This is a genomic window from Pantoea sp. UBA6567 (assembly GCF_002434165.1).
GTDB lineage: Bacteria > Pseudomonadota > Gammaproteobacteria > Enterobacterales > Enterobacteriaceae > Pantoea > Pantoea eucrina.
On the sequence record NZ_DJJN01000008.1, the window covers coordinates 55,595 to 69,258 of the forward strand.

14 protein-coding genes and 1 other RNA gene are annotated in these 13,664 nt (G+C 58.7%); 5 read left to right on the plus strand and 10 right to left on the minus strand.

From position 1 onward, the window contains the following. Positions 1 to 5 precede the first annotated feature (5 nt). An RNA gene (gene ffs, locus B4M48_RS14965) (signal recognition particle sRNA small type) lies at positions 6 to 102 on the minus strand. 157 nt (positions 103 to 259) lie between these two features. Here ffs and B4M48_RS14970 point away from each other — a divergent pair. Continuing rightward, the gene (locus tag B4M48_RS14970) at positions 260 to 571 is read left to right on the plus strand and encodes an MGMT family protein (RefSeq protein ID WP_039383001.1); all 312 of its coding nucleotides are present in this window, start codon (positions 260 to 262) and stop codon (positions 569 to 571) included. A gap of 36 nt (positions 572 to 607) precedes the next feature. Here B4M48_RS14970 and B4M48_RS14975 read toward each other — a convergent pair whose 3' ends face one another. Further along, positions 608 to 1,165 carry a YbaY family lipoprotein gene (locus B4M48_RS14975; RefSeq protein WP_039383000.1) on the minus strand — a complete coding sequence of 186 codons (558 nt, stop codon included), beginning with the start codon at positions 1,163 to 1,165 and terminating at the stop codon, positions 608 to 610. Positions 1,166 to 1,368: 203 nt separating this feature from the next. On the opposite strand from B4M48_RS14975, the gene tesB reads away from it, so the two are divergent. Next, on the plus strand, positions 1,369 to 2,232 hold the full coding sequence (gene tesB, locus B4M48_RS14980) for an acyl-CoA thioesterase II (RefSeq protein ID WP_039382999.1): 864 nt from the start codon (positions 1,369 to 1,371) through the stop codon (positions 2,230 to 2,232). 41 nt (positions 2,233 to 2,273) lie between these two features. Here the strand turns inward: tesB and amtB are convergent, their stop codons facing one another. From amtB to B4M48_RS15005, 5 genes are all read right to left on the minus strand, one after another. Continuing rightward, positions 2,274 to 3,563: an ammonium transporter AmtB gene (amtB, locus tag B4M48_RS14985; protein ID WP_071669033.1), complete on the minus strand. Its 1,290-nt coding sequence runs from the start codon at positions 3,561 to 3,563 to the stop codon at positions 2,274 to 2,276. Between the two features lie 32 nt (positions 3,564 to 3,595). Further along, the gene (gene glnK, locus B4M48_RS14990; RefSeq protein WP_003850469.1) at positions 3,596 to 3,934 is read right to left on the minus strand and encodes a P-II family nitrogen regulator; all 339 of its coding nucleotides are present in this window, start codon (positions 3,932 to 3,934) and stop codon (positions 3,596 to 3,598) included. Between the two features lie 232 nt (positions 3,935 to 4,166). Further along, the gene (locus B4M48_RS14995; protein ID WP_039382998.1) at positions 4,167 to 5,930 is read right to left on the minus strand and encodes a SmdB family multidrug efflux ABC transporter permease/ATP-binding protein; all 1,764 of its coding nucleotides are present in this window, start codon (positions 5,928 to 5,930) and stop codon (positions 4,167 to 4,169) included. Beyond that, positions 5,923 to 7,707, minus strand: a complete 1,785-nt coding sequence (locus B4M48_RS15000; protein WP_071668938.1) for a SmdA family multidrug ABC transporter permease/ATP-binding protein — start codon at positions 7,705 to 7,707, stop codon at positions 5,923 to 5,925. Before B4M48_RS15000 ends, B4M48_RS14995 begins: the two co-directional genes overlap by 8 nt. Before the next feature lie 22 nt (positions 7,708 to 7,729). Continuing rightward, complete coding sequence (locus B4M48_RS15005; RefSeq protein WP_039382996.1) at positions 7,730 to 8,191, minus strand: Lrp/AsnC family transcriptional regulator; 462 nt, start codon at positions 8,189 to 8,191, stop codon at positions 7,730 to 7,732. A gap of 115 nt (positions 8,192 to 8,306) precedes the next feature. Between B4M48_RS15005 and B4M48_RS15010 the strand changes: the two genes are divergently transcribed. After that, positions 8,307 to 9,341: a PLP-dependent cysteine synthase family protein gene (locus B4M48_RS15010; RefSeq protein ID WP_071668937.1), complete on the plus strand. Its 1,035-nt coding sequence runs from the start codon at positions 8,307 to 8,309 to the stop codon at positions 9,339 to 9,341. Between the two features lie 35 nt (positions 9,342 to 9,376). Here B4M48_RS15010 and cof read toward each other — a convergent pair whose 3' ends face one another. Then, entirely contained in the window at positions 9,377 to 10,198 is an 822-nt protein-coding gene (gene cof, locus B4M48_RS15015) for an HMP-PP phosphatase (protein WP_071668936.1), read from the minus strand. A gap of 92 nt (positions 10,199 to 10,290) precedes the next feature. Here cof and B4M48_RS15020 point away from each other — a divergent pair, with 92 nt between their 5' ends. Next, the gene (locus B4M48_RS15020) at positions 10,291 to 12,000 is read left to right on the plus strand and encodes an SgrR family transcriptional regulator (protein ID WP_288657118.1); all 1,710 of its coding nucleotides are present in this window, start codon (positions 10,291 to 10,293) and stop codon (positions 11,998 to 12,000) included. Positions 12,001 to 12,026: 26 nt separating this feature from the next. Next, positions 12,027 to 12,722 carry a 7-cyano-7-deazaguanine synthase QueC gene (queC, locus tag B4M48_RS15025; RefSeq protein WP_039382992.1) on the plus strand — a complete coding sequence of 232 codons (696 nt, stop codon included), beginning with the start codon at positions 12,027 to 12,029 and terminating at the stop codon, positions 12,720 to 12,722. A gap of 42 nt (positions 12,723 to 12,764) precedes the next feature. On the opposite strand, the gene B4M48_RS15030 is transcribed toward queC, so the two are convergent. Further along, positions 12,765 to 13,169, minus strand: coding sequence for an acyl-CoA thioesterase (locus tag B4M48_RS15030; RefSeq protein ID WP_039382991.1), 405 nt, complete (start codon positions 13,167 to 13,169; stop codon positions 12,765 to 12,767). Between the two features lie 101 nt (positions 13,170 to 13,270). Continuing rightward, entirely contained in the window at positions 13,271 to 13,597 is a 327-nt protein-coding gene (locus B4M48_RS15035; protein WP_250341035.1) for a ComEA family DNA-binding protein, read from the minus strand. Between the last annotated feature and the right edge of the window lie 67 nt (positions 13,598 to 13,664).

A 13,664-nucleotide genomic window follows, 5' to 3' on the forward strand; every position in this document is an offset into this window, starting at 1 on the left:
GGAGGCCCTGCCAGCTACATCCCGGCACACGCGTCGCCTGCTGCGGCTGCTTCCTTCCGGACCTGACCGAGTTCACAAGTTAGCGTTGCGGGAGAACCAACAGGGCCTCCATTGAGTGCTCTCTTTTCGGAGAGCGGGGGCATTATCAGCGAACGCCTGTGCAATTGCAAGGGTGAGCCAGACAACCGTTGTTTTCTTGAACAGGCGTACTCTGTCAGCTACCCTGCTTCTGGTTTCCCTCTGTTTCTTACTCCCGATAATGAATGATTCTCTGAATTTTGCCGCACGCGTGTGGCACATTGTGGCCGCAATACCGCGCGGTCAGGTAACCACCTACGGTGATATCGCCTTACTCGCCGGTTCACCGCGCGCTGCGCGTCAGGTCGGCGGTGTACTGCGTCGCCTGCCGCCGGAAAGCACGCTGCCCTGGCATCGCGTTGTTAACCGTTACGGACAGATTTCCCTGCAGGGTGACGATCTGCTGCGTCAGCGCGATGCGCTGGAGGCTGAAGGCGTCGTTGTCAGTGAGGAAGGCGGGATTGATATGGCACGCTATCGCTGGGAAATTTAATCAGCAGGCCCGCAACGGGCCTGCTGATGCTGCAGATTACAGGCTGGTCGGCGCCGGTACTGAAGCCGATGGCGTTACCTGAGTAGGCGACGTCGACGGAACCGTGGTAGCGGCACCCGGCTGCGTCGGCATTGCGCGATTGGCAACCGGCACCAGCAGCAGTTCAGCTTTGGTGCCGCCCTGATTGATCACTGGCTTTACCGTGTCCGTAACAAACGCCAGTTTGCCATCCATAGTGATGGCTGCGCTCAGCAGAATGCGCGCGTCTGGCTTAATGTCTGCCGGATTAAAGGGCAGAATAAACTGGAACGGTGACTGTTTGCCTTCGGTACGCACGGCACGCTGTGCCAGCACTTTAGAAGGCGCGTCCGCCAGCGACGCATCTGCCAGCGTAACGGTCAGTACTGCATCCGGCGGCAGCGCGATGCGCTGACGGATATAAACAGAACCGCTTACGTTAGGCTGCTTGATGGCCGACTGCTGGCTGGCAACCGCCGAGCCAAGCGTAGGCGTCGGAACCGGTTTGCTGTGGTCAGCACACCCTGTAATCGCCGCCGCCAGTGTCATACCGCTAATAACCTGCCAAAGTTTCATCGATGTCGTCTCCTTATGAACACTATGATTGTCGGCGGTTAATTTTTTAGCTGGCATTTCAACCGCCGATTGCTCTTAATTCTGGCACAGAAATCCGCATTGCGCCTGGCGCGTCGCCCGTCATCAGAAATCAGCGCAAATCCGTTGCGCAAACTGGTCGGATCTTTCACACTTGCGCCATATCTGCTGATGAGGACATGATTATGAGCCAGGCGCTGACTAACCTGCTTACGCTATTAAATCTGGAAAAACTGGAAGAAGGCCTGTTCCGCGGGCAGAGTGAAGATCTCGGTCTGCGTCAGGTGTTTGGCGGTCAGGTGGTGGGCCAGGCGCTCTATGCTGCTAAACAGACGGTGCCGGAAGATCGCATTATTCATTCATTTCATAGCTATTTTCTGCGTCCCGGCGACAGCCATAAAGCGATTATTTACGATGTTGAAACGCTGCGCGACGGTAAAAGCTTCAGCGCGCGCCGCGTCAGCGCAGTCCAGAATGGTCAGCCTATTTTCTATATGACCGCCTCATTTCAGGCGCCTGAAACCGGGTTTGAGCATCAGAATAGCATGCCCCCGGTACCGGGTCCGGATGAACTGCCCTCTGAACGCGATCTGGCGCAAAAACTCGCCGCGCATCTGCCGCTGAAGCTCAAAGAGAAGTTTCTCGCTGAGCGACCGCTGGATATCCGCCCGGTTCAGATCCACAACCCGCTTAAGGGCCACGTGGCTGAGCCGGTGCGCCAGGTCTGGGTGCGCGCCAATGGCCAGATGCCTGCCGATCGTCGCATCCATCAATATGTGCTGGGCTACGCCTCCGACCTTAACTTTTTGCCGGTGGCGCTGCAGCCGCACGGCAAAGGGTTCCTGGAAGCGGATATGCAGGTGGCCACGATCGATCACTCGATGTGGTTTCACCGCCCGTTCGATCTCTCAGAATGGCTGCTTTACAGCGTGGTGAGCACGTCTGCCTCTGGCGCGCGCGGCTTTGTACGCGGCGAGTTCTATACGCAGGAGGGTACGCTGGTGGCGACCACGGTACAGGAAGGTGTTATGCGTCAGCGCGACGCATAAAAAAAGGGGCGACCTGGTCGCCCCTTTTCTTCATTTTTAGCTTACTGGTTATATGCGTTTTCGCCGTGGCTGTTTACATCCAGACCTTCACGCTCCTGCTCTTCCGGTACGCGCAGGCCGACAATCACATCCGCCAGCTTGAAGCCGATAAAGGCCACCACGCCGGACCAGACTACGGTAACGATACAGCTGAATATCTGGACCCAGACCTGATGCCCCATAGTGACGCCTTCCGCATAGCCAACGCCACCCAGTGAGCTGGAGGCGAAGACGCCGGTCAGGATGCAGCCGAGGATGCCGCACACGCCGTGCACGCCAAACACATCGCAGGGATCATCGACGCGCAGCCATCTTTTCAGCGTCGTAACGCCCCAGATGCCCGCGAGTCCGCCCGCCAGACCGATGATCAGTGCGCCGCCAACGCCCACGTAGCCACAGGCTGGCGTAATGGCGACCAGGCCGGCGATAAAGCCGGAGCAGGCACCCAGCAGCGAAGGCTTACCGCGCAGCGCCCACTCACCAAAGACCCAGGAGAGCACCGCACCGGCGGTAGCGACAACGGTGTTCACAAACGCCAGCGCAGCAATTTCGTTCGCCGATGACGCTGAACCGGCGTTAAAGCCAAACCAGCCGACGTAGAGAATGGCCGTACCGAGAAACACCATCGGCAGGTTATGCGGTTTAAACGCCTCTTTACCAAAACCGGCACGCTTTCCGACCAGATACGCGCCCACCAGCCCCGCGACAGCGGCGTTGATATGCACCACGGTACCGCCGGCAAAGTCCAGCGCGCCATCCTGTGCCAGATAACCGCCGCCCCACACCATATGCGCAATCGGCAGATAGGAGAGCGTCAGCCAGACGCCGACGAAAATCAGCACCGCTGAGAAGCGAATACGCTCAGCCAGCGCGCCCACGATCAATCCGACGGTAATACAGGCAAACGACGCCTGGAACGCGACGTGAATATATTGATAAAAGCTGCCCATGACGGCTTTCAGCTCGATGTTTTTCAGCATCACCCACTGGAAGTTGCCGAAAAAGGCGTTGCCTTCGCTAAAGGCTAACGAGTAGCCATACACAACCCACAATACGCAGACCAGGGCAAAGGTTACGGCAACCTGTGTGAGCATGGACAAGACATTTTTACCGCGGATCAGGCCGCCATAAAACAGCGCGATGCCGGGAATTGTCATAAAAAGTACCAGCGCGGTACAAATCATCATAAAGGCGTTGTCCGCTTTATCTGCGACCGCAGGGGCAGCAGCCAGCGTCAGAGTGGGTAACAGCGCCAGGCTGGCAAGGCCCAGTTTCATCATCATTTTTTTCATTTTTTTCATCCCATCTCAAGTCAGAACCCGGATCAGAGCGCCGCTTCGTCAGTTTCACCGGTACGGATACGGATCACCCGCTGCAGCTCAGCAACGAAGATTTTGCCGTCGCCAATTTTGCCGGTGTAGGCCGCTTTACTGATGACATCAACCACTTCATCCAGCTGGTCATCTGCAATCGCGATATCGATTTTTACTTTTGGCAGGAAGTTAACGCTGTACTCGGCCCCGCGATAGAGTTCGGCATGTCCTTTCTGACGGCCGAACCCTTTAACTTCAGATACCGTCAGCCCCTGAATGCCAATGGAGGATAGTGCCTCACGGACATCCTCCAGCTTGAATGGTTTGATTACCACGGTAACCAGCTTCATACGTCCCCTCCGGATTAAACACAACTGCGCGATGTATACGCAGTGGTTAAAGCAAAGGGTGTGCCAGAAGTGCAAAACGCGGTTTAACGCGGCGGCGGTACAGGCTCAGCGCGGGGCGGCATTGCCGGAGAGAAAGAACGGTACGGGGGTCTGCACCTCTTTGGTGCTCAGGGCGTCAAAGAGGTGCAGAAGCGAAAAAAGAACGGGTCAGCATGAACAAAAAAGGTGCAACTCAGGCGGATGCGCCGGCCGCCAGCTGCTCGCCAGCCTGCTGCAGCTGATACATCTGCCAGTAGCGCCCCTGCTGCGCCAGTAGCTCTGTATGCGTACCGCGCTCGGCAATATGGCCGCGATGTAACACCAGGATTTGTTCCGCCTCCATAATTGTCGAGAGCCGGTGCGCAATGACCACCAGCGTGCTGTGCTGGCGCAAAGTGCGCAGCGCCTGCTGAATCGCCTGCTCGGTGCCGGAATCGATGTTCGCGGTAGCTTCATCGAGGATCAGGATCTGCGGCGGCGCGACCAGCACGCGAGCCAGCGCCAGCAGCTGTTTCTGCCCGACCGAAAGCGTATTGCCCTGCTCTCCCAGTCGCGTATGGATACCGTCCGGTAGCGCGCGGGCCAGCGTAGCGAGCTGCACGCTCTCCAGCGCCTGCCACACCCGCTCTTCAGGGATCGCCCGCCCCAGCTGTACGTTAGCCAGCAGCGTATCGGCCAGCACCACCGGATCCTGCTGCACCATGGCAATGCCGGTGCGCAGCGCATCGTGCGAGAGCGAAGAGACCGGACGCCCGTCCAGCACAATCGATCCGTGCTTTACCGGATAGTAACCCATCAGCAGGTTTGCCAGCGTGCTCTTGCCGCTGCCGGTATGCCCGACCAGCGCAACGAAGCCCCGTGACGGCACGGTAAAGGAGATATTGCTCAGCACGTCGCGATCGTCGCGATAGGCGAAACTGACGTCGTGCAGCGCAATTTCTCCGGAACGCAGCGGAGCACTTTCGCTGCCATACCCCTGCTGATGCGCATCAACCAGTTCAAAGATGCGCTCACCCGATACCACCGCCTGCTGCAGCATCGACTGCTGCGTCGTCAGTTCGATCAGCGGCTCATTCAGCCGGCCCAGGTAGGTGATAAAGGCATAAAGCACGCCGACTTCAAATGCGCCGGGTGAAGCAAAACTGAATAGCAGTAACAGGCCGCACAAAATCAGTGCAGAAAAGAGGCTAAGCAGCGGACGCAGCAGAAATCCGTCCAGCCGCAGCGTCTGCATGCGCGCCATATAATGGGCGCGACTCGCTTCGCTCATGCGGGCCCCAAAACGCGCCTGCTGCCGGAACTGCTGGATCACGCTCATGCCGTTGATCACTTCGTTAAAGCCGTTGTTGATATCCGCCAGATAACTGCGAACCCGGCGGGCAATCGGGGTACTGTAACGCTGATAAATCAGCATCACGGTCAGCACCAGCGGGAAAATAACCAGCGCCACCAGCGCCATACGCCAGTCGAGCGAAAACATGGCGACCAGCATCGCGCCAATCAGCGCGGCGCTGCGCAGCACGGTGGCGACTACGGTGACATAGAGATCTTTAATAACCTCGGTGTCATTGGTGACGCGCGAAATAATCTGCCCCACCGGCTGGGTGTCGAACGCGCTCAGCGGCTGGCGCAGCGCCGCGTTCATGACATCAACGCGCAGCTGCTGCACCACTCCGATTGCCGCACGGTTAAACAGCAGCGCCTGAAAATAGTGCAGCGCCGCCGCCATGAGCTGCAGCAGAATAAAACTCACCAGTAATCCCGCCACGATGCCCCACGGCATCTGATGTCTGGCGATCAGGCGATCGATAAAATAGCTGACCAGCACCGGGCCGGTCACCTCGGCCGCCGCCGCCAGCCAGAGCATACCGGTTGCCAGCCACAGCGAGCGGCGCCAGGGTTTTCCGTATGCCAGCAGCCGTTTCAGCGTCGGCCACAGCCGCTGCGACTTAGCCATGCTGCGCTCCTGTTGCGGTTTCATCTTTGTTTTCACTCTCATCATCCAGCGCCGCTTCCAGCTGCTGATAGCGGTACATATCGCGGTACCAGCCCGGCTGCGCCGCCAGCTGGTCATGATCGCCTCGCTGCGCAACGCGCCCCTGCTGCAGCACCAGAATTTCACTCGCTTCCGTTAACGCCGAGAGACGGTGCGCGCTGATAATCAGCGTACGGTTCTCTCCCCAGATGCGCAGGTTATGCAGGATGTCATGTTCAGTACGTCCATCTACCGCAGAGAGCGCATCATCCAGAATCAGGATCTCCGCCTCCAGCAGCAGCGCACGGGCAATCGCGATACGCTGCTTCTGTCCGCCCGAAAGCATGACCCCACGCTCTCCGACCTCTGTCTCATAGCCCTGCGGCAGGCGCAGAATATCCTCATGCACGCAGGCCATTCTTGCCGCCTGCTCAATCTGCTGCTGCGTGGCGTCGGGACGACCCAGCGCCAGATTGTTTGCCACGCTGTCAGAAAACAGAAACGGCGTCTGGCTCACTACCGCCAGGCGGCTGCGCCAGCTGTCCAGCTGCAGCTGCGCCAGCGGCAGCTCGCCGTAGCGGATCTCTCCCCGATCGATATCGAAGTGGCGCTGGATGAGGCTGAGCAGCGTGCTTTTACCGCAGCCGGTCGGGCCACATAATCCCAGCATCTGCCCTGGCTGCAGCTTCGCATGGATATCCTGCAGTACGGCATTTTCTGTCCCCGGGTAGTGAAAGGCGTCAATGGCGAGCTGCAGCACAGCCGGCTCAGGCGGTAACGTCAGGGTGCCGTCAGCCACTGCCGGCGCTTCAGCCAGCAGCGCGCGAATACGGCTCCAGGCCGCACTGCCGCGCTCCACGATGTTGATCATCCACGCCAGCGCCAGCATCGGCCAGATCATCAGCCCCAGATACATCACAAAGCTGGTGAGCTGACCCAGCGTCAGGATACCGTGCCATACCATCCAGCCGCCGCCTGCGATCGCCAGCAGGTTGGAGAAGCCAACGGCGACGTAAATAATGGGATCAAATCGCGCATCCACCCGCGCAACATGCAGATTTTTACGCCCGGTATCGCTGGCGATGTCAGCAAACTGCTGCGACTGGTGATCTTCCAGTCCAAATGCTTTGATCATACGGATGCTGGTCAGGCTCTCCTGCGTCTGATCGTTAAGGCTGGAGAACGCCGCCTGCGCAACTTTAAAACGCTGATGCAGCCGGGAACCATCCCGCTGGATCGCCAGCGCCATAAAGGGCATCGGGATCAGCGCCAGCAGCGTCAGCTGCCAGCTTATCTGCGTACTCATGACCGCCAGCACTACCAGCCCCATGACCAGGGAGTCCACCAGCGTCAGCACTCCCTCTCCCGCTGCAAACACAACGCGGTCGACATCATTCGTTGCGCGCGCGATGAGATCGCCGGTGCGATGGCGCAGATAGAACGCAGGATGCTGCCGGCTCAGCTGACGATAAAAGTCCTCGCGCAGCTCTACCGCCAGCTGATACGAGGCGCCAAACAGCAGCACGCGCCAGACATAGCGCAGCAGATAAACGATAACGGCGGTCAGCAACATAACGCCGATCCACATCATAATCTGCCCGGCAGAGAGCCGCTGCTGCGTGACGCCATCGACAATTACGCCGACCAGATGCGGCGGGATCAGCTGCAGTAAAGCGATGATAATAAGCAGGCAGACAGCACCGGCATAGCGGCGCCACTCACGCAGGAAATACCAACTAAGCTGGCTGAATAATCGCACAATCTCTCTCTTTATTTACGCTTCAGGGCACAACGGGCAGCGCGGTTGAATATTTAATCTCTTCCATCGCAAAGCTGGAGGTGACATCTATCAGGCCCGGCACGCCATTCACCAGCCGCTTATAAAACGCGTCGTAGCTCTTCATATCCGCAACCTGTATTCGCAGCAGATAGTCATACTCACCGGCCATACGGTAGAACGCCATGACTTCCGGCATTGGCTCAACCACGGCGACAAACTGCCTGAACCATTCGCTGCTGTGCTGCTGCGTTTTGATCAGCATAAACGCGGTCAGTGACAGACCGAGTTTTTCACCATCCAGCAGCGCTACGCGCGCCCGGATGATACCGTCATCTTCAAGTTTTTTCAGGCGCTTCCAGCAGGGCGTGGTGGTCAGATTGACCGCCTCTGCCAGCGCCTGCAGCGATAGCGTGCAATCCTTCTGCAAAAGGGCGAGCAGCTTACGGTCAACTTTATCTATCATCACGCCTCACCGGAGAATATTTTTCTCTGAACCGCCGATTATACCCTGGTTTTAGCAACCTCTTTTTCCTGCCCGTGCCGTACACTGGCGGCAATGAAAACCGGAGAGAATCGCCATGCAAACCCCCTGGATCCGCCACGCCATTAATGAGATCAACGCTGATATCCAGCGCTCGGCTGACACACACCTGATCCGCTTTACGCTGGACGATTTCCCGGGCATCTTTTTCTATCTCAAAGATGAGAGCACGCACCCCAGCGGCAGCCTGAAACATCGCCTTGCGCGTTCGCTGTTTCTGTATGGACTGGCTAATGGCTGGATCGGTGAAAAAACCCCGATTATTGAAGCGTCATCCGGCAGTACTGCCGTATCGGAAGCCTACTTTGCCCGGATGCTCGGCCTGCCGTTTATCGCGGTTATGCCGGTCAGTACCGCAAAGCGCAAAATTGAGATGATCCGTTTTTATGGCGGAGAGTGCCATTTTGTGGCTGATCCGTGCCAGCTCTACGCGGAGTCTGAGCGGCTGGCGCGTGAACTCAACGGCCACTTTATGGATCAGTTTACCTATGCCGAGCGCGCGACGGACTGGCGCGGCAATAATAATATTGCTGAAAGTATTTTCCGGCAGATGGCGCATGAGCCGTTTCCGGTGCCGCATACGCTGATCATGAGCGCCGGCACCGGCGGCACTTCCGCCACGCTGGGCCGCTATATTCGCTATCAGGGCTACTCCACCCGCCTGCTGGTTACTGACCCGCAGCATTCGGTATTTTTTGACTACTGGCACAGCCGGGACAGCAGTTTGCGCAATGCACGCGGCAGCCTGATTGAAGGAATCGGCCGCCCGCGCGTCGAACCCTCTTTTCTGCCCGACGTGATTGATGAGATGATCAAAGTCCCCGATGGCGCCACGCTGGCGGCTATGCTGCGGCTGGAACAGATCCTCGGGCGGCGCCCCGGCGCTTCAACCGGCACCAACTTCTGGGGCATGATGCAGGTGGCGAAACGCATGCGCGCCAGCGGTGAACGGGGCGCGCTGGTTACGCTGCTCTGCGACAGCGGCGAACGCTATCCTGACACCTATTACAACCCGGCGTGGGTTGCGGCGCAGATTGGCGATATTCAGCCCTGGCTGCAGGCGCTGCAATAAAAAAACCGGACATCCGGTCCGGCTCACGGCAAGACTCAGCCCCTGGGGGAGTAATCAAGGTGAGGCGTGGTCAGCCAGTGATTTAAATAGTGAGACACCGCCTGTGTCTCGCAATGGCCGATAACCGGCAAATGCGGCAGCGCGGCTTTAAGCTGATGCATCGCATTGCCCATAACAAAGCCTTTACCTACCTGCTCCAGCATCTCGCGATCGTTCATCGCATCGCCAAAGGCCATACACTCCGCCAGCGGCAGATCGAGATGTTCGCACAGTCGCGCCAGCGCCGCGCCTTTATGGCAACCTGTCGGCAGAACCTCAAGACAGTCCCAGGCGGAAAAACAGATAGTGGCACGCGCGCCCAGCGCCTGCTGCAGCTCTTCCTGCAGCGCCAGCAGCATCTCGTGGGGTGCGATAAAACAGATTTTGGTGATGTTATTTCCTGACATCTGCTGCAGATCGCACAGCTGATAGCTAAACCCGCTCAGCGAGTGCGCCTCCAGCGCGCCAGGCAGTGGCTTATCAGTAAACCAGCCCTCGTCGGTAAACAGGTGAATGGCGGCTGGCGTTTCCCAGCGGGTTCGCATGACCTGCTCTGCGACGTCCGCCGGCAGATCGCAGCCATACAGCTGGTTGCCCTGCGGGTCGTGAATACGCGTGCCGTTACCGGTTATCAGCCAGGCAGGCAGCGTGATCTGTGTACGGATCACCTGCATATCCAGCAGATGGCGGCCGGTGGCAAAAGCCAGAATCACATTGCGCTGCTGCAGCGCATGCAGGGTTTCCAGCGTCTCTTTACCTAACTGATGCGTGGGCAGCAGCAGCGTGCCGTCCATATCAAATGCTGCAAGACGAGCCATGCCTGTTCTCCTGTCGGGGGATGCTTTTACTATCGCCTGGTAATTACGGAACGAATAGTGAATACTTTTTGAAAACTGTTCCGGGTTTAACTATGCGTGAACTTCATCGTGTCAGCCAGTTTCAGCGGCTGTGGCACGCCAGCCAGGGAGAGACGCAGCGACTAAGCGTTGCCATGCTGGCTCAGCGCTGTTTCTGCAGCGAACGTCATGCGCGTACTCTGCTGAAAAAATGGCAGCAGGCGGGCTGGATCCGCTGGAGCAGCCAGCCGGGGCGCGGTAAGCAGGGTGAACTGCAGTTTCTGATCGCACCGGAGACGCTGCGCCAGCAGCTGCTTAACCGCCAGCTGCTGGCAGGCGAACCGATCCAGATGCTGCAGACGCTTGATCTGCCGCCGGAACGCCTGCTGCAGCTGCTGCAGCCACTGATGGGCGGACACTGGCAGGATCGCATGCCGGTGCTGCGCATTCCTTATTATCGTACCCTGGCGTTCCCGGCCCCCCTGCAGCCTCTCGGCCGCGCTGAGCAGCATCTGGCCCGGCAGATATTCTCCGGCCTGACGCGCGTAGAAAACAACCGCGTCAGCGGCGATCTGGCGCACCACTGGCAGCACGACAGCAGCGGACTGAACTGGAGCTTCTGGCTGCGTCCGCAGCTCAGCTGGCATAACGGCGAGCCGCTGTATGCCGCGCAGCTGGCAGCGGTCCTGCAGCAGATTATCCGCAGCCCCGACGGCCGCGCGCTGCTTGCCAGCGTGGCGCAGATTGACGCGCCACATCCGCTCACGCTGCGTATCCGGCTGCATCGGCCCGACTACTGGCTGCCGCAGCGGCTGGCCCATCAATTCTGTCTGCTGCCGCACCCCTACAGCCCGCAAACCGGCAGCGGCCCCTGGCAGCTGGTGCAGTTTACCCCGACGCTGCTGCGGCTGGAGAGCTATGCGCGCTGGCATCTGCAGCGCGCGCTGATCCAGCGTATTGAATACTGGATCACGCCTGCCCTGTTTATGCCGGAACAGGGCAACAGCTGCCGGCATCCGGTACAGATTGCGATTGGCAATGCTGACGAACTGCAGCAGCTGCGGCCGGTAGACCGCAGTATCAGCCGCGGCTTCTGCTATCTGGCGACCCGCCCCTCGCTGCGTTTCAGTACGGCTCAGGCCCGGACGCTGATTGCGCTGATCCAGCGCAGCGATGTGATCCGCCAGCTGCCGCTGGCAGAAGGATTGATTACGCCGAGTCACTCGCTGCTGCCCGGCTGGCCGGTTCCGCAGACCGGGGCGGACCCCGTTGCCCTGCCCGCCCGACTGACCCTGCATTACCATCTGCCGGTTGAACTGCACGTGATGGCGGAGGCGCTGGTCACGCTGCTGGCTTCACACGGCTGTGAGCTGAGCTGCGTCTTTCATGAGGTAAAAAGCTGGGGCCACGCGCAGGATCTCACCGCAGCGGATATTATTATGGGCGACCGGCTGATCGGTGACGCGCCGCAGTTTACCCTGCTGAACTGGCTGGAGCAGGACAGATTGTGGCAGCCGCTGCGCGACAGCTTTCGTCAGTCGCTTCAGCAGATCGCCCGTGAGCCAGACGACAGCGTACGCTCGTCCGCCGTTCAGCAACTTTTCCATACGCTGATGAGCGAAGGTTATCTGCTGCCGCTGTTCAACTACCGTTATCAGGTACTGGCGCCAGCGGGCGTTGAAGGTGTGCGGCTGACTTCACTGGGCTGGTTTGACTTTACCCGGGCGTGGATCCCGCCGCCAGCCGTCAGTCCTGTTCACTCCGGCGCTGACGCAGTACCATAAGAGACCACACCAGGAGAGATAAGTTAATGAAACGCGCCGTTGTCGTTTTTAGTGGTGGACAAGACTCCACCACCTGCCTGATTCAGGCTCTGCAGCACTATGATGAAGTTCACTGCGTCACCTTCGATTATGGCCAGCGCCACCGCGAAGAGATCGAAGTGGCGGCGGAGCTGGCACATAAACTGGGCGCGCGCGCGCATAAAGTACTGGATGTCACCCTGCTTAACGAACTGGCGATAAGCAGCCTGACGCGCGATAACATTCCGGTACCGGCCTATGAGGCTGATGCCAGCGGATTACCCAGCACCTTTGTCCCGGGCCGTAATATTCTGTTTCTGACGCTCGCTTCTGTCTACGCGTATCAGGTAGAAGCTGAAGCTGTTATTACCGGCGTCTGCGAGACCGACTTCTCCGGCTATCCCGACTGCCGCGATGAGTTTGTTAAAGCGTTAAATCACGCGGTCAGCCTTGGCATGGCTCGCGAGATACGTTTTGAGACGCCGCTGATGTGGCTGAATAAAGCAGAGACCTGGGCGCTTGCTGATTACTGGCAGCAGCTGCCGCTGGTGCGGACAGAGACGCTGACCTGCTATAACGGCATTAAAGGAGATGGCTGCGGAACCTGCGCCGCCTGTCATTTACGTGCCCGCGGGCTGGCGGAGTATCAGGACAATGCCGCCGCGATAATGACGGCAATGAAGCAAAAAAGCGGCCTGCGCTGAGTCAGCATGTCGCTGGCGTGGCGTCAGCAGTGACGCCACGGTTTAACGTCCGGCCATGAGAGTGGCCAGGCGTTCGCGCAGTTCTCCCTCCAGCGGCACCGCTTTTTGCGTCCGTAAATCGATACAGACAAACGTCAGCAGAGCGTCAGCCACCAGAGTGCGATCTTCTGCAAGCAGCACACGCTGTGCGATGATCCCGCTGCGACCGCTGAGCTGTGACACGTCACTTTCAATGACCAGACGGTCGCCCAGAACCGCAGGCCGGCGATAGTTGATGTTGATGTTTACCACCACGAACGCCAGTTTTTGCGCCATCAGCCAGTTAAAGGCGTCCGCTTCTTCCAGCCACTGCCAGCGCGCCTCCTCCAGAAATTCGAGATAGCGCGCGTTATTAACGTGCTGATAGACATCCAGATGATAGCCGCGCACTTTGATTGTGGTTTGCATCAACGCTCCTGAACAGGCTGAAATTACTAACTGGTTGGACCTGTTGAGCATAGCACAGCCTATTGCCGGTCTTCACAGATTCTTCAGCGTCGCGAAGTGCTTCACAGTTTGAGCCGTTCGCTGTTGCGTTCGACCAGCGCGCTGCCGATACCCGGCACCTCTTTGAGCTGATCCAGCGCGGTGAAGCGCCCATACTCTTCGCGATAGCTGACGATCGCCTGCGCTTTTTTCAATCCGATGCCATTCATGGCGCTCGCCAGCTGCTCCGCGGTAGCGTCGTTGATGCTGACCGCTCCGGCCGTCAGCGATGCGGGCGGCTTCGCCTGTGCTTCCGCGGGCTCTCCCGCCGCATGCGCAAGAGTGCTGCTGCAGAGTGCGCCGCCCAGCGCCAGTGTCAGACAAAATGCGTGAAAAGTAGATTTGTTCATGCTGTTTTTCTCCTTGTGTTTGACAGCATCAGCAGCGTGTCACAGCAGAGGATGTCCGGCAAAAGGC